This is a genomic window from Rhizobium sp. ZK1, from assembly GCF_047782645.1.
Taxonomy (GTDB): Bacteria; Pseudomonadota; Alphaproteobacteria; order Rhizobiales; family Rhizobiaceae; genus Rhizobium.
In genome coordinates, this window is the sequence record NZ_CP180586.1 from 816,926 (window position 1) to 832,908 (window position 15,983).

The following is a 15,983-nucleotide window of genomic DNA, read 5'->3' on the forward strand; positions in this document are numbered from 1 at the left end:
CTTAATGCTGACACGGGGACGCTGCACTTCGATCGGCTCAACTGACACCCCTGATCGTGGTTCGATTGCAATGACTTTACGTTGGCAAGGCATGATCGTTTCTTCCCTTATCGTCGCCGTGACGCTCTCTGGCTGCACGACGACGAAGGGCGCTGCGACGCGTGGACTTTTTGGCGGCGGCAAGCCCCCCGCTTCGGCGACGTTCATCGCCGCCTTGCAGGGCGGCATCGTTGGTCGCACCGGCGTTGAGCTTGGTGACAGCGACAAGCAACGGGCGCTGGAAGCCGAATACCGTGCGCTGGAAGGTGCTGCCGTCGGCCAGCCGGTCACCTGGACCGGCCGTGATGCCAAGGGCAGCGTCGTGGCAGCCGCCCCCTATCAGGTGGGCTCGCAGAATTGCCGCCAGTACACGCATACTGTCACGGCCGATGGCAAGGATACGCTGGCGCGCGGTGTCGCCTGCCGCAACGAAAACGGCACCTGGTCGCCGCTCGGCTGATCTCGCTTTCCCGTTATCCTTGCGGCCAATAGCCTCAATTCTTCGTCAACACGGCATTGGCAGTTGGAATGAGGGCGCGCTTCAAGTAATTGGGCCGATATGCTGTTCTGGATTCTCGTGGCTGTCCTGACGGCGGCCGTTGCCGCCATTCTGCTTTATCCTCTTTTGCGTGGAGCGAAGGCGGCCGAGGATACGCGTGCCGGAGAGGTCGCTGTCTATCGCGACCAGTTGCGTGAACTCGACAGGGACGTGAGCGGCGGCCTGATCACCGCGGACGAGGCCGATTATGCCCGCGCAGAGATCGGCCGGCGTCTGATCGCCGTCTCTGGCGCTGCTCCGGCCGAGGAAAGCAGACCTGCAAGGCATCATCGCCTCACCGAAGTTTTCATCGTCTTGATCCTGCCGATCATCGGGCTCTGTCTATACATCAATACCGGCAGACCCGACCTGCCGTCGCAGCCGCTGGAAGCGCGGCTTGCCAATCCCGGCAATGACATGGCCGTTCTCGTCGCCAAGGCGGAGCGGCATCTGGCGCAGAACCCCAACGACGGCAAGGGCTGGGATGTGCTGGCGCCGATCTATTTCAGCACCATGCGGGTCTCCGATGCCGAGACCGCCTATCGCAACGCCATTCGCCTGCTCGGCCCGAGCCCGGCGCGTCTCGATGGCCTTGCCGAAACGCTGATGGCGATGTCAGAAGGTGTCGTGACGGAAGATGCGCGCAAGGTGCTGGAACAGTCGCTCACGCTTGAACCGAACAACTCGCGTGCCCGTTTCTATATTGCTTTGAGCCTGGAGCAGGCCGGCCAGCCGAATGCGGCGCGCACCGCCTTCGAGGCATTGGCGAAGCAGTCGCCGGCCGATGCACCCTGGCTGCCGCTGGTCAACGAACATATCGCCAAAAACGGCGGCACGGCGGTTGCACCTTCTGCTGAGCAAGCAGTTCTGGGCGGCCCGACGGAGCAGGATGTGGCGGCGGCTGAGACGTTGAGCACCAGTGACCGCCAGCAGATGATCCGCGCCATGGTGGAAAGCCTGGACGCCAAACTGAGCGCCGATCCCGACAATTTCGAGGGCTGGATGCGTCTCGTCCGCTCTTACGCCGTCTTGAACGACAAGGATCGCGCCGCGGGTGCCCTGAAGCGCGGGCTTGCCGCCTTCCCGGCCTCGGGCGATCAGGGCAGGCAATTACTGGCGCTGGCCAGGGAATTCGGCATCACCACGGAAGGCTCGGTGGCGACGGAAGGCAAGAGTGCCACGGAAGGAAAGAGCAAATGACGCGCAAGCAGAAACGCCTGGCGGTGATTGCCGGCGGCATGAGCTTCATCCTCGTCGCCGTGCTGCTCGTCATGTTCGCCTTCAGCCAATCGGTCGCCTATTTCTACATGCCGGGCGATCTCGCCAACAACCCGGTGGCACCAGGCACCCGCATCCGCCTCGGCGGGCTTGTGAGCAGCGGCAGCGTCGTGCGCGGCGAGGGCTCGGTGGTGCGCTTTGCGGTGACCGACCCGAGCGGAGAGATCGTCAATGTCCGCTACCAGGGCATATTGCCGGACCTGTTTCGCGAGGGGCAGGGGGTGGTGACCGAAGGCAGATTCGAGACCGGCAGCAATGTCTTCACCGCCGATACCGTGCTTGCCAAGCATGACGAGACCTATATGCCCAAGGACGTGGCCGACAGGCTGAAGGCCCAGGGCCTGTGGGAAGAGGGCAAGGGAGCGGCACCGCGGGGACAGGTGCCGCAAGGCGAGGCCAAGGCTCAGGAAGCCCAGGCGCAAGCGACAAAGGCGACGCCATGATCATCGAGATCGGTCACTATGCGCTGGTTCTGGCGCTCGCAACCGCCATCGTCCTGTCGCTCGTGCCGGTCATCGGTGCCAGGCGCGGCGATCAGGCGATGATGGATGTCGCGCCCTTGGGCTCCGTCCTGCTCTTTGCCCTCGTCGCCTTCTCCTTCGGCGTCTTGACCTATGCCCATGTCGTCTCCGACTTCTCGGTCGAGAACGTCTGGGAGAATTCGCATTCGCTGGTGCCGCTGATCTACAAATATTCCGGCGTCTGGGGCAATCACGAGGGATCGATGATGCTCTGGCTCTTGATCCTGTCGCTGTTCAGTGCGCTGGTGGCGATCTTCGGCCGCAATCTGCCCGATACGCTGAAGGCCAACGTTCTCTCGGTCCAGGCCTGGATCTCGGTCGCCTTCATCCTCTTCATCCTCTTGACCTCCAATCCCTTCGTCCGCCTCGATCCGGCCCCTGCCGAGGGCCGCGACCTCAACCCGGTGCTGCAGGATATCGGGCTCGCCATCCATCCGCCGCTGCTCTACCTCGGTTATGTCGGCTTCTCCGTCTGCTTCTCCTTCGCCGTCGCCGCCCTTCTCGACGGCCGTATCGATGCCGCCTGGGCGCGCTGGGTGCGGCCCTGGACGCTGGCGGCTTGGACCTTCCTGACGCTTGGCATCGCCATGGGCTCCTACTGGGCCTATTACGAACTCGGCTGGGGCGGCTGGTGGTTCTGGGATCCGGTGGAGAATGCCTCCTTCATGCCCTGGCTTGCCGGCACCGCACTCTTGCATTCCGCCCTCGTCATGGAAAAACGCGAGGCCTTGAAGATCTGGACGGTGCTGCTCGCCATCCTCACCTTCTCGCTGTCGCTGATGGGCACCTTCCTGGTGCGCTCCGGTGTCCTGACCTCGGTGCATGCCTTCGCCAGCGACCCGAGCAGGGGCGTCTTCATCCTCTGCATCCTGCTGATCTTCATCGGCGGGGCGCTGTCGCTGTTTGCCTTGCGCGCGCCCCTCCTGTCGGCCGGCGGTCTGTTTGCGCCGATCTCGCGCGAGGGGGCGCTGGTCGTCAACAACCTGATCCTGACGGTCGCCTGCGGCACGGTTCTGACCGGCACGCTCTATCCGCTGGTGCTGGAGACGCTGACCGGCGACAAGATCTCCGTCGGCGCGCCCTTCTTCAACCTGACCTTCGGCCTGTTGATGGCGCCGCTTCTGATCGTTGTGCCCTTCGGGCCGCTGCTTTCCTGGAAGCGCGGCGACCTGCTCGGCGCCCTGCAGCGGCTCTATGTCGTGGCCGGCCTGTCGCTCGCCGCAGCGCTGATCTTCTTCTATCTCGAACATGGTGGCCCGGTCATGGCGGTGCTCGGCCTTGCCGCCGGTCTGTTCCTGATCCTGGGCGCTGGTGCCGACCTCTGGTATCGCGCCGGCATCGGCAAGGTGAAGGCGGATATCGCCTGGCGCCGATTGACCGGCCTGCCGCGCTCGGCCTTCGGCACCGCACTTGCCCATGCCGGCCTTGGCGTCACCGTGCTCGGCATCGTCGCCGTCACGACCTTTGAGACCGAACATGTGGTCGAGATGAAGCCGGGCCAGTCGACGGAGGCCGGCGGCTACGGCATTGTCTTCGACGGCATTGAGCCGGCAACCGGCCCGAACTATACCGAGGACCGCGGCCATTTCTCGATCCGTCGCGGCGGCGCCGAGGTTGCCGATGTCTGGTCGGCCAAGCGGCTTTATACCGCAAGGCAGATGCCGACGACGGAAGCCGGCATCCTGACCTTCGGCCTCAGCCAGCTCTATGTGTCGCTCGGCGACGCCACCCATGACGGCGGCATCGTCGTGCGCATCTGGTGGAAGCCGTTCATTCTGTGCATCTGGGGCGGGGCGCTGATCATGGCGGCAGGCGGCTACGTCTCGCTGACCGACCGGCGTCTGCGTGTCGGGGCCCCGAGCCGTAAGGCGAAGGCCAAGGCAACTAAGCCGGCAGCACCGGTCATGGAGCCGGCGGAATGATCAAGCGTCTCCTGTTTGCTCTGACCTTGATGTTGGCGGCCGCCCCGGCCTTTGCCGTCAATCCCGACGAGATGCTCGCCGACCCCGCCCTCGAAGCGCGGGCGCGAACATTGTCGGCGCAACTGCGCTGCATGGTCTGCCAGAACCAGTCGATCGATGATTCCAATGCCGATCTCGCCAAGGATCTGCGCCTCTTGGTGCGCGAGCGCATCACCGATGGCGACAGCGACGACGAGGTGCTGAACTATATCGTCTCGCGCTATGGCGAGTTCGTGCTGCTGAAGCCGCGCTTCAGTGTGCGCACGCTGCTGCTCTGGGGTGCTCCCGTGCTGCTGATCCTCGCCGGTGGGGCCTCGCTCGTCGTCTTTGCCCGCAAGCGAGCCGGCAAGCCCACCGGCAGCAGGCTCACCGCCGAAGAGCAGGAGAAGCTCGCCGAGTTGCTGAAAAAATAAGGAACCATTCAGCCGCGACAAACCACGGCGGAATGGTCGATCCTCAAACCTTCCGATAGGGAAACAGCGCCCTTACTGCAGGATCGCGCAGCCACAACCCACCCCACATGAACAGCCCTAAATAGATGCTGAACAATATATGGCTGAAGAGCGGGCTTCCGGCCCGGATCTGCGTGGCCATCGCGCCGCCGAGCAGCCCCATCATCAGCACCGCGCCAAAGACGCTCGTCTGCGGGATGAGATAGAGCACGAGGCAGGTGAGCTCGATCAGGCCGATCATCAGCACATAACCGTTCGGCCATCCAAGCTGCGTCATGATTTCCTCGGCGACCGGCAGGCCCAAGAGCTTGGGGGCGATTGATGCGCCGAGCATGAAGAGCGCGAAGAGCTCGGTCAGCACGCGACCGGTCCAGAGCATGGCCTTTTCGCTCACGGTTGACCCGCCGGGATCGTGTTGACCATCCAAGGCGTGCCGAAGCGATCGATGAACATGCCGAAGCCAGGCGACCAGAAGGTGGCGTTATAGGGCATGGTCACCTTGCCGCCTTCCGAGAGTGCCTCGAAAACGCGCTTCGTTTCCGCCGCATCCTCGCTGTGATAGGTGGCGCTGAAGCCGCCCATATCCTCCTGATATCCGGGAGGGGCGTCGCAGCCCATCAGGGACTGGTCGCCGACATCGAGCCAGGCATGCATGATCTTGTCCTTGAAGGACGGATCGATCGGCATGTCGCCGGGCGCTTCGGCAAAGGTGAACATGCCGTTCAGCTTGCCACCGAGCACCTTGGCGTAGAATTCGAAGGCCTGCCGGCATTCACCTTTGAAGACGAGATTCGTGACGAGTTTCATGGTCCTCACTCCCTTTGATTTGCCTGCGTTGCAATCCAGCTTTCCAGCCTGCCGAAGGTGCTCTCCCAGCCGTAGCGGTGACCGGTGACGCTCTCTTCGGATTTCAGGTCCGCATGGGTGAAATCCATCCGCGTGCGGCCATCGGCGAGTTCTTCGAAGACAACGGTCACGAGTGTCACGACCGCTTCGCCATCCTCATGCGATCCTTCCCATTGGAAGGTGAAGGAGAGGCGCGATGGCTCGTCGATTTCCCTGTAGACGCCGCTCTGCCATAACAGCCGGCCATCCTCCGCATTCTTCAGGCAGGCCCTGTAGGCGCCGCCGACACGCAGATCCTGTACGACGCTGACGGCCGGCCATTCGACAGGGCCGAGCCAGGCGACGACCATTTCCGGCCGCGTCCAAGCAGCCCATAAAAGGGCACGCGGTGCATTGAATATCCGCTGCATATGCAATGTGGGGCGCGATAGCTGATCGGCCATGATATTCCCCTTGTCGTGATTGAAAATGCGAGTTGACGGTCAATTGCGAGGGCCGCTGTCGTCCGCTCTCTGGATCTTCTGCAGGTAACCGTCCAACCGGTCGAAGCTCGATTCCCAGAAGCGCCGGTATTGCTCCAGCCAGTCGGCAATGCTTTTCATCGTCTGCGGTTCAAGCCTGGCCGGTCGCCACTGGGCTTCCTTGCCACGGCTGATGAGGCCGGCCTTTTCCAGCACCTTCAGATGTTTCGAAACCGCCGGAAGGCTCATGTCGAAGGGGGCAGCGAGTTCGTTGACCGAAGCTTCGCCTTCGGCCAGCCGCGCGATGATGGCCCGGCGCGTGGGGTCTGCAAGGGCGGCGAAAGCGGCGCTCAGCGTGTCGGTCTGCATGATATCCTCGTATGTAACGCTTTGGTTAAATACAAGGCGTCCACCCGCTTGTCAACCAATCGGTTAAATAGGATGGCGGCGAGCGGCTTGACCCATCCCGCATGCAACCACAAGAATGTCAGTACATTACGAATTTTTCATGGGCCGGACAGTTCGCAGTAAGGTGTGGCGTCCTATATCTCGACCATTCACGGATCCGGCATCGCCCGGAACGAGATCTGAACAAGAAGAGAAGGTGCTTCAATGCTCAAAAATTTCCGCGGACGTCCGTCCCTCAAAACGGTGCTTCAGGCATCCACCGTAGCCGGTCTGGCAGCCGCCGTGCTTGCAACCGGTATCCCTGTCGAGATCTCCCGTTCTTACGCCGAGGCTGTCAATGTCCAGGCTCCCTCGGTTCCGAGCTTCGCCAATGTCGTTGACGCCGTTTCCCCTGCCGTCGTTTCCGTTCGTGTCGAAAGCCGCGTGAAGCCCGCTTCCGATGACGGCAACGGTTTCGCCTTCGATTTCAACGGCCGCGGCTTTGACGATCTGCCCGACGCTCTGAAACCGTTCTTCCGCCAGTTCGGCGAGCAGCAGAACCGCCAGGGCCAGAATCAGCAGCGCCGCTTCGGCCATCCGGGTGAGGGCCGTCTGCGCCCGGTCGCTCAAGGGTCGGGCTTTTTCATCACCGAAGACGGCTACATCGTCACCAACAACCACGTCGTGTCCGACGGCTCGGCCTTCGTTGCCGTCATGAATGACGGTACCGAGCTCGACGCAAAGCTGATCGGCAAGGATCCCCGCACCGACCTCGCCGTGCTGAAGGTCGATGGCAAGGGCCGCAAGTTCACTTATGTCAATTGGGCCGATGACAACAAGGTCCGTGTCGGTGATTGGGTCGTCGCCGTCGGCAATCCCTTCGGCCTCGGCGGCACGGTCACGGCCGGCATCATTTCGGCCCGCGGCCGCGATATCGGCTCCGGCCCCTATGACGATTACCTGCAGGTCGATGCAGCCGTCAACCGCGGCAACTCGGGTGGCCCGACCTTCAACCTCAACGGCCAGGTCGTCGGCATCAACACCGCGATCTTCTCGCCGTCGGGCGGCAGCGTCGGTATCGCCTTCGCAATCCCGGCTTCCACCGCCAAGGATGTCGTTGCCGATCTGATGAAGGACGGTACGGTTTCGCGCGGTTACCTCGGCGTTCAGATCCAGCCGGTCACCAAGGACATCGCCGACTCCCTCGGCCTCTCCGAAGCAAGTGGCGCTCTGGTCGTTTCCGCACAGGAAGGCACACCCGGTCAGAAGGCCGGCATGAAGACCGGCGACGTCGTCACCGCCGTCAACGGCGAGCCGGTCAAGGATGCCCGCGATCTCAGCCGCCGCATCGGCGCCATGACGCCGGGCAGCAAGGTCGAGCTTTCGGTATGGCGTTCCGGCAAGGCGCAGTCCGTCAGCGTCGAGCTCGGCACGCTGCCGGCTGATCAGCAGGCTTCCGCCGGCGACGACAACGACGAGCAGGAGCAGGCCCAGCCGCCGGCTTCCGAGAAGGCGCTTGCCGATCTCGGCCTGACGGTCGGCCCGTCTGACGATGGCAAGGGCCTCGCCATCACCGGCATCGATCCGAATTCGGATGCCGCCGACAAGGGCATCAAGGAAGGCGAGACGATCACCTCGGTCAACAACCAGGAAGTCTCCAGCGCCGACGATGTCGTCCGCGTCATCAACCAGGCCAAGAAGGACGGCCGCACCCGCGCGCTGTTCCAGATCCAGTCGAAGGACGGCAGCCGCTTCGTCGCCCTCCCGATCAACGGCCAGGGCTGATCTTCTGGCCTCGGAAGGCGGGAGCCGCGCAGGGACACATGCTGCGCGGCTCCCAATTTTCCGACTTTGTCAAATTCTTCAAGTCCGCTGAATTCTTCAATTATGAAGGACGCCCGCAATGACCTCCGCACAACAGGAAGACGCTTTGAGCCTTGCCGAAACGCAACCGGCGGGTAATGTCGGCCGCATGAAGATTCTCATCATCGAAGACGATCTGGAAGCCGCGGTCTATCTCACGAAAGCATTTCGCGAGGCGGGGATCGTTGCCGACCATGCAAGCGACGGCGAAAGCGGTCTCTTCATGGGGTCGGAGAATACCTACGACGTCATCGTCATCGACCGCATGCTGCCGCGCCGCGATGGTCTCTCCGTCATCAGCGAGCTGCGCCGCAAGGGCATCCACACGCCCGTTCTCATTCTTTCTGCGCTCGGCCAGGTCGACGACCGCGTGACAGGTCTGCGCGCCGGCGGCGACGACTACCTGCCGAAGCCCTATGCTTTCAGCGAGCTGCTCGCCCGCGTCGAAGTGCTCGGCCGCCGCAAGGGCACGCCGGATCAGGATGTCGTCTACCGCGTCGGCGATCTCGAGCTCGACCGCCTCTCGCATGAGGTCCGCCGCGGCGGCAAGGAAATCCCGCTGCAGCCGCGCGAATTCCGCCTGCTGGAATATTTGATGAAGAATGCCGGCCAGGTCGTGACCCGCACCATGCTTCTCGAAAATGTCTGGGATTACCATTTCGATCCGCAGACCAATGTCATCGACGTTCATGTCTCGCGCCTGCGCTCCAAGATCGAGAAGGACTTCAGCCAGCCACTGCTGAAGACGATCCGAGGCGCGGGTTACATGATCAAGGACGAGGGATGAGCCGCTTCTGGGTTCTCTTCAAGTCCACTGCAGTCCGCCTTTCGGCCCTTTATATCCTGCTTTTCGCCATCTGCGCCGCAACGCTCGTCTTCTATGTGACGGCGATGTCCGAGCGGCTGCTGTCCGGCCAGATCCGCGATGCGGTCGCCCAGGAGGTGACGCAGGTCCAGCGCGCCTATGATGCCGGCGGCATGAACCTGCTCCTGCGGACGATGGAGCGCCGTGCCCGCCAGCCGGGCGCCAATCTCTATCTCATCGCCGGTCCCTCGGGCGATATCCTCGCCGGTAACGTCGCCTCCGTACAGCCTGGCGTTTTCGAGGAGCAGGGCTGGACCTCGGTGCCCTTCATGTATCAGCGCTATACCGACAGCGGTCTGGTGCGGCATACGGCGATTGCCAACATCTTCGTTCTCGACAACGGCCTGCGCGTACTGATCGGCCGAGACCTTGGCGAGCCGGAACGTTTCCGCGTGCTGGTGCGCCAGGCCCTCATGATCGCGCTCGCCATCATGGGCCTCGGCGCCATCATCATCTGGTTCGGCATCGGCCGCAATGCGCTGAAACGCATCGACCGCATGTCGGACGCCGGCAAGAAGATCATGGCCGGCGATCTCTCGCAGCGCCTGCCGGTCGGCGGCTCGGGCGACGAATTCGACCGGCTTTCCGTCTCGCTGAACAACATGCTGGAACGCATCGAGAAGCTGAACGAAGGGCTGCGGCAGGTCTCCGACAATATCGCCCATGACCTGAAGACGCCGCTGACGCGCCTGCGCAACAAGGCCGCCGATGCGCTCGACATGGAGGACCGCGAGCTGCGCCGCAGCGCTTTGGAAGGCATCATCTCTGAATCCGACCAGCTCATCCGCACCTTCAATGCGCTGCTGATGATTTCCCGCGTCGAGGCTGGTTCCGTCGCCGCCGAAATGTCGCCGATCGAGCTTTCCGCCATCGTCGCCGACAGCGCCGAACTCTACGAGCCGGTCGCCGATGAGGCAGGCATGGCGCTGACGTCCGAGATCGAGCCCGGCATCGAGATACAGGGCAACCGCGAACTGATCGGCCAGGCGATCTTCAATCTGCTCGACAATGCGATCAAATATTCCGCCGATACCCAGGGCACAGGCGCCGTCTCTGTGAAGCTCCACCGCCGCCCCGACGGCATATGCCTATCCGTTGCCGATCACGGCCCCGGCGTCCCGCCTGACCGCCGCGAGGATGTGCTGAAGCGCTTTGTCCGCCTGGATGAAAGCCGTTCGAAGCCGGGCACCGGCCTTGGCCTCTCTCTCGTCGAGGCGATCATGGAGCTGCACGGCGGTACGCTGGAGCTTTCGGACACGGATCCCGGCAATGCGGAACGTCCCGGCCTGACTGTCAGCATGGTTTTCCCCACCAGGGCAGCCTGATTTCCTTATCATTTTCATATTGGCGCTTTCACGCCGACACCCTAGTTTAAAGTCGCATTGCGGCATGGCAGGGAGAGCAAATGCTGACGAAATCGAAGCACGGCCTGAAGGATGTCACTGAGGGACTTCTGCGGCCGTTGAATCAGACGGAATTGAAAGCAGCGATCGTCGATCTGCAGGATATCGGCAAGAGCGAGCCTGTTGTCGCCGATATGCTGAAGGCCGAAGGTGCGCTGCGCGATTTCATCGCCGCCGTTCTGACCCTCTCTCCCTACCTGCGTGAGATCGCCAATCTCGATCCGGCCATCCTTGGCTCCGCCATCAGCGATCCGCTGGAACCGCAGATCGACGCGCTGATTGCAGAGGCGCGCGATTGCTGGAAGCCGGACAGTGAAGGAAACGTGCCGGGCGAAGGCCAGGTGATGACCAGGCTTCGCATCGTCAAGCGCAGGGTGGCCTTCCTCGTAGCCCTTGCCGATCTCGCCCGCATCTTCGACGGCAGGGCAACGACCGGCTGGCTCAGCGAACTCGCCGAGGCGTCGGTGACGGCTGCCATCAATCACCTGCTGCTGTCGACGCATGAAAGCGGCAAGCTGAAGCTGAAGAATGTTGCTGCACCGAGCGAGGGTTCCGGCCTCATCGTTCTCGGCATGGGCAAGCTCGGCGCTTCCGAGCTCAACTATTCCTCCGATATCGATCTCGTCGTCTTCTTCGACGAAGAAGCCGGCATCGTGCCTGATCCGGATGATGCGGTCGAGATTTTCCCGCGTATGATGCGGCGTCTGGTGCGTATCCTGCAGGAGCGCACGGCGGATGGCTATGTCTTCCGCACCGACCTGCGGCTGCGGCCGGACCCCGGCTCGACACCGCTGGCAATGTCAGTCGATGCCGCCATGATCTATTACGAGGGCAGGGGGCAGAACTGGGAGCGAGCCGCCTTCATCAAGGCCCGCGCCGTCGCCGGCGATATTGCCGCTGGCGAGCAGTTCCTGCGCGGCCTTGCTCCCTTCGTCTTCCGCAAATATCTCGATTATGCGGCGATATCAGACATCCACTCCATCAAGCGGCAGATCCACGCTCATAAGGGGCATGGCGCAATCGCCGTGAAGGGCCATAACGTCAAGCTTGGCCGCGGCGGCATCCGCGAGATCGAATTCTTCGTGCAGACTCAGCAACTGATCGCCGGCGGCCGGATGCCGGCACTGCGCTCGCGTGTCACCGAGGAGACGCTGGCAGAGCTCACCAAGGAAAAGTGGATCGATGCGGAAACCCGCGACGAGCTGACGGAGGCCTACTGGTTCCTTAGGGATGTCGAGCACCGCATCCAGATGGTGCGCGACGAGCAGACCCATCTGCTGCCGGAAACCGATGCAGAGCTGAAGCGCATCGCCTTCATGATGGGCTTTACCGACACGCCGAGCTTTTCCGAACGGCTGGTGGAGGTGCTGAAAGCGGTCGAGCGGCGCTACGCCGACCTTTTCGAGCAGGAAACGAAGCTCTCCGTTGGAACAGGCAATCTCGTCTTCACCGGTCAGGGCGACGATCCCGATACGCTGGAGACGCTGAAGAAGCTTGGCTTCGAACGGCCATCGGATATTTCACGCGTTATCCGCACCTGGCACTACGGCCGCTACCGCGCCACGCAATCGGTAGAGGCGCGAGAACGTCTGACGGAACTGGCGCCCGAGCTTCTGCGCGTCTTCGGCGAAAGCAAGCGGGCCGACGAGGCGCTGCTGCGCTTCGACAGCTTCATTTCCGGCCTGCCATCCGGCATCCAGCTCTTCTCGCTGCTCGGCAGCAATCCGGCGCTGCTCTCCCTGATCGTCAACATCATGTCCTCGGCGCCGAAGCTCGCGGAAGTCATCGCCGCCCGCCCGCATGTCTTCGACGGCATGCTCGATCCGGGTCTGATGGCCGAGTTGCCGACACGCGACTATCTCGGCGAGCGGCTGGAGGGCTCGCTGGTGCAGGCCCGACACTATGAAGAAGTGCTGGACAGGCTGCGCATCTTCGCTGCCGAACAGCGCTTTTTGATCGGCATCCGCCTGCTGACCGGCTCGATCAACGGTGACATGGCCTCGCGCGCCTTTACCCATCTCGCAGACCTCATTATCGAGGCGGCACTCGATACTGTCATGAAGGAGATCCGCGTTACGCACGGCGATTATCCCGGCGGGCGGATCGCCATCGCCGGCATGGGCAAGCTCGGCAGCTTCGAGCTGACGGCAGGCTCCGACATCGACCTCATCCTGCTCTACGATTACGATGACGCGGCCTCCGAATCCGACGGGCCGAAGCCGCTTGATGCGACGCGATACTTCACCCGCATCACCCAGCGCCTGATCGCCGCCTTCTCGGCCCCGACGGCCGAAGGCGTGCTCTATGACGTCGACATGCGCCTTCGTCCCTCCGGCAACAAGGGACCGGTCGCCACCCGCATCAACGCTTTCGGCAAATACCAGCGCGAAGAGGCCTGGACCTGGGAGCATATGGCGCTGTCGCGCGCCCGGCTGATCTGCGGCGACCAGAGCCTGATCGGCGAGGCAGAAAGCATCATCGCCGATGTGCTCTCGGTGAAGCGCGATGTCGCCAAGGTGACCCATGACGTGGCCGAGATGCGCGAGCTGATCGAAAAGGAAAAGGCACCGGAGAATGGCTGGGACTTGAAGCTCATTCCGGGCGGCGTGATCGATGTTGAATTCATCGCCCAATATCTCGCCCTGATCGCGCCGGCCAAAGGTGTCGAGATCAGGATCAACGGCCTCACAACGGGTGCGGCACTGAAGGTGCTGGGCGAGAAGCTGATGGGTTCGGCAGACCTCGATACCTGCCTTGAAGCCTTTACCCTCTATACGGAGCTTTCACAGCTCATCCGCCTCTGCATCGATGGAATGTTCGATCCGAAGGAGGCGCCTGCGGGCCTGACCGAGCTCGTCTGCCGGGCCGGAGACTGCCCTGACATCAAGACTTTGGAGGGTGAGGTGAAGCGGCTGTCCAAGGCTGTCCGCAAGGTCTTCCAGACAGTGGTAAAGGCCTGAGCCTTTCCGCGTCAGCTTTGATCGGGAATACGCAGCGAGATCACCGTTCCGACCGACTCGCGCGAGCGTATCTTCATGCTGCCGCCGTGCAAGCTCGTCAGCGAACGGGAGATGGCGAGACCCAGGCCGGAGCCACCCTTGCTCTTGGCATATTGGCTCTGCACCTGCTCGAAGGGCTGGCCGATCTTGATGAGTGCTGCGCGCGGAATGCCGATGCCGGTATCGGCGATGGTGACCATGACACCATCGGCAACTCGGCGGGTGCGCACGGCAATGCGCCCGCCCTCGTTGGTGAACTTCACGGCATTGGAGAGCAGGTTGAGCAGCACCTGCTTCATGGCGCGGCGGTCGGCCATCAGCGTCATGCCCGAGGAGATGCGCTGCTCGATGACGATGTTCTTTTCAGCCGCCGGAATGGCGGTAAAGCGCAGGCTTTCCTCGATCAGTGGCGCAAGATCGGTGGGCTCGCGCGACAGCAGCATATGGCCGGCCTCGATCTTCGACATGTCCAGGATGTCGTTGATGACGTTCAGAAGATGTTTGCCGCTGTCATGGATATCGCGGGCATATTCATTGTACTTGGCCGAACCGAGCGGGCCGAACATCTGGTTCTGCAGGATCTCCGAGAAGCCGAGGATGGCGTTGAGCGGCGTGCGCAGCTCATGCGACATGTTGGCGAGGAATTCCGATTTCGCCTTGTTGGCCGCTTCCGCGCGCTCCTTCTCCACGAGATAGTTGGAGTTGGCGATCGAAAGCTCGGCCTTCTGCGTTTCCAGCGTCTGGCGCGAGGCGGAGAGATCGTTGATCGTCGCCATCAGCCGGCGCTCGGAGTCGCGCAGGCGCTCCTGGTGGCGCTTCAAAGGCGTGATGTCGGTGCCGACGGAAACGCGGCCGCCGTCGCGGGTTCGCCGCTCGTTGATCTGCAGCCAGCGCTCGTCGGCAAGCTGTACTTCCGTCGTGCGCGAATAGCCGGAACCGTCTGCATCGGCGATGCGCCGCTCGATGACGGGACGCGCCGCAGCGGCATGGACGACCATGCGCTCCGTGCCGGGCACCAGCACGCTGTCGGGAAGGCCGTAGGCCTGCTGGAAATGCGCGTTGCACATGACGAGCCGGTCGTTCTTGTCCCACAGCACGAAGGCTTCCGAAGTGCATTCGATGGCATCGGCCAGACGCTGATCGGCCTCGGCATAGCGCTGGGCGAGGCGATGCTGCTCGGTCACGTCCATGGCGATGCCGATCATGTGCACGCGGCCGGAATGGCTGCGGATCACCTGAGCGCGGGCGCGCATCCAGACATAGTGGCCGGCCGCATGGCGCATGCGGAAGATCTGGTCGACCTGGCCGGAATCGCCCTTGGCTACGGCGCGGGCGATCTCATGCAGGCCGTTGTCTTCGGGGTGCATCAGGCGGGCCGCATCGGCAAAGCTCATCGTCTTGTCGGAACCGGCAAGCCCGAGCATGTCGTACATCGAGCGAGACCAGAAGAATTCACGGTTGTGGAAATCGAAATCCCAGAGGCCGCAGCGGCCGCGCGAAAGCGCGGTCTCGACCCTGAGATTGGATTCCAGGAAGATATCGTCGGCATCGCGCGCCCGCTTCACCTGCATGTAATAGGCGTAGAGGATGACCAGCAGGATGGAGGAGATGCCGGCAAACAGCGTGACGTTGAGCGTCAGCTCCTCGCGCCAGAGGCGGTTGATCTCGTTGAGCGAGGTGGCGGAGATGATGTAGCCGCCGGCCGTGCCCATCAGGGCGATCTCGGCGTAATGCAGCTCGCCGCCGATGCTCGTTTCGATGACATCGGTGCGGTCGCCGAACCGGCGGATGGCGGAGATCTCGGGAAAGAGGGTCGAGACATCGGCGCCGACATAGGCGGCACCCGCCGTCGTTGCCGCAAAGACCTTGCCGCTTGCCTGCACTAGCAGCACGAAGGCACCGTTTTCCAGCCGGTCCTGCGGCAGGAACTTCGCAAGACGCGCCTGCGCTTCCGCAGCGTTGCCGCCATCGAATACATCGGTCGCATCGGAAAAGACGGCAGCAGCCGTTGCCGCAGAAAGCGCCGTCGCATGGCGCGCGGAGGCCGCCATACGACTGTATTCGCTGACCATGCCGAAGAAATGCGAGGTCGCCACGACGGCAAGGAAGGCGACGATCAGAATGGGGATGGCGCGCTTCAGCAGTAGCTCGGCTTTCGGCAGATGGCGCAGCAATGGCTCAGGAGTTGTTGCGGTCTGTCCGCACAGGCTGTCGCGCCAGGCTTTGAGCCCGCCAAAATCGACACGCAGCCGTCCTTCGGCCGCGGTTGCCCGCCGCACGTCCATCATCTCTGAACCTAATCCCTCGTGTGATTCGCGCGCCGCTCGCTCGAACTACACGTAGAGAATCATGCGTGATTCGCCTTGTCCA

14 protein-coding genes are annotated in these 15,983 nt (G+C 62.8%); 9 read left to right on the forward strand and 5 right to left on the reverse strand.

Features of this window, described 5'->3' with window-relative positions; all coding sequences use genetic code 11:
- The first annotated feature begins 70 nt into the window (after window positions 1-70).
- The 5 genes from ACK9YZ_RS04220 to ACK9YZ_RS04240 all read left to right on the forward strand — a co-directional run bounded on the left by ACK9YZ_RS04220 (window position 71) and on the right by ACK9YZ_RS04240 (window position 4,750).
- Window positions 71-499 (forward strand): hypothetical protein, encoded by a 429-nt coding sequence (locus tag ACK9YZ_RS04220; RefSeq protein WP_216757466.1) that lies wholly within the window; start codon window positions 71-73, stop codon window positions 497-499.
- Between the two features lie 99 nt (window positions 500-598).
- On the forward strand, window positions 599-1,777 hold the full coding sequence (gene ccmI / locus ACK9YZ_RS04225; RefSeq protein WP_416065777.1) for a c-type cytochrome biogenesis protein CcmI: 1,179 nt from the start codon (window positions 599-601) through the stop codon (window positions 1,775-1,777).
- Window positions 1,774-2,298 carry a cytochrome c maturation protein CcmE gene (gene ccmE / locus ACK9YZ_RS04230; protein WP_416065778.1) on the forward strand — a complete coding sequence of 175 codons (525 nt, stop codon included), beginning with the start codon at window positions 1,774-1,776 and terminating at the stop codon, window positions 2,296-2,298. Before ccmI ends, ccmE begins: the two co-directional genes overlap by 4 nt.
- Window positions 2,295-4,298 carry a heme lyase CcmF/NrfE family subunit gene (locus tag ACK9YZ_RS04235; RefSeq protein ID WP_416065779.1) on the forward strand — a complete coding sequence of 668 codons (2,004 nt, stop codon included), beginning with the start codon at window positions 2,295-2,297 and terminating at the stop codon, window positions 4,296-4,298. The genes ccmE and ACK9YZ_RS04235 overlap by 4 nt, the downstream gene beginning before the upstream one ends.
- Window positions 4,295-4,750 carry a cytochrome c-type biogenesis protein CcmH gene (locus ACK9YZ_RS04240; protein WP_416065780.1) on the forward strand — a complete coding sequence of 152 codons (456 nt, stop codon included), beginning with the start codon at window positions 4,295-4,297 and terminating at the stop codon, window positions 4,748-4,750. The genes ACK9YZ_RS04235 and ACK9YZ_RS04240 overlap by 4 nt, the downstream gene beginning before the upstream one ends.
- A gap of 43 nt (window positions 4,751-4,793) precedes the next feature.
- Here the strand turns inward: ACK9YZ_RS04240 and ACK9YZ_RS04245 are convergent, their stop codons facing one another.
- The 4 genes from ACK9YZ_RS04245 to ACK9YZ_RS04260 are packed head-to-tail and all read right to left on the reverse strand — an operon-like array spanning window position 4,794 to window position 6,465.
- Entirely contained in the window at window positions 4,794-5,183 is a 390-nt protein-coding gene (locus ACK9YZ_RS04245) for a DoxX family protein (RefSeq protein ID WP_416065781.1), read from the reverse strand.
- Window positions 5,180-5,596 (reverse strand): VOC family protein, encoded by a 417-nt coding sequence (locus ACK9YZ_RS04250; RefSeq protein WP_416065782.1) that lies wholly within the window; start codon window positions 5,594-5,596, stop codon window positions 5,180-5,182. The genes ACK9YZ_RS04245 and ACK9YZ_RS04250 overlap by 4 nt, the downstream gene beginning before the upstream one ends.
- A 5-nt stretch (window positions 5,597-5,601) precedes the next feature.
- The gene (locus tag ACK9YZ_RS04255; protein ID WP_216757473.1) at window positions 5,602-6,078 is read right to left on the reverse strand and encodes an SRPBCC family protein; all 477 of its coding nucleotides are present in this window, start codon (window positions 6,076-6,078) and stop codon (window positions 5,602-5,604) included.
- A gap of 39 nt (window positions 6,079-6,117) precedes the next feature.
- Window positions 6,118-6,465, reverse strand: a complete 348-nt coding sequence (locus ACK9YZ_RS04260; RefSeq protein WP_216757474.1) for an ArsR/SmtB family transcription factor — start codon at window positions 6,463-6,465, stop codon at window positions 6,118-6,120.
- Window positions 6,466-6,708: 243 nt separating this feature from the next.
- On the opposite strand from ACK9YZ_RS04260, the gene ACK9YZ_RS04265 reads away from it, so the two are divergent.
- The 4 genes from ACK9YZ_RS04265 (at window position 6,709) to ACK9YZ_RS04280 (ending at window position 13,574) form a co-directional block, all read left to right on the forward strand.
- Window positions 6,709-8,268 (forward strand): Do family serine endopeptidase, encoded by a 1,560-nt coding sequence (locus ACK9YZ_RS04265; protein ID WP_416065783.1) that lies wholly within the window; start codon window positions 6,709-6,711, stop codon window positions 8,266-8,268.
- Window positions 8,269-8,386: 118 nt separating this feature from the next.
- Complete coding sequence (locus ACK9YZ_RS04270; RefSeq protein ID WP_301925026.1) at window positions 8,387-9,133, forward strand: response regulator transcription factor; 747 nt, start codon at window positions 8,387-8,389, stop codon at window positions 9,131-9,133.
- A complete protein-coding gene (locus ACK9YZ_RS04275) occupies window positions 9,130-10,536 on the forward strand; it encodes an ATP-binding protein (RefSeq protein ID WP_416065784.1) in 1,407 nt (468 codons plus the stop codon). Before ACK9YZ_RS04270 ends, ACK9YZ_RS04275 begins: the two co-directional genes overlap by 4 nt.
- Window positions 10,537-10,616: 80 nt before the next feature.
- On the forward strand, window positions 10,617-13,574 hold the full coding sequence (locus ACK9YZ_RS04280; RefSeq protein WP_416065785.1) for a bifunctional [glutamine synthetase] adenylyltransferase/[glutamine synthetase]-adenylyl-L-tyrosine phosphorylase: 2,958 nt from the start codon (window positions 10,617-10,619) through the stop codon (window positions 13,572-13,574).
- Between the two features lie 11 nt (window positions 13,575-13,585).
- On the opposite strand, the gene ACK9YZ_RS04285 is transcribed toward ACK9YZ_RS04280, so the two are convergent.
- Window positions 13,586-15,901, reverse strand: a complete 2,316-nt coding sequence (locus ACK9YZ_RS04285; protein WP_416065786.1) for a PAS domain-containing sensor histidine kinase — start codon at window positions 15,899-15,901, stop codon at window positions 13,586-13,588.
- Between the last annotated feature and the right edge of the window lie 82 nt (window positions 15,902-15,983).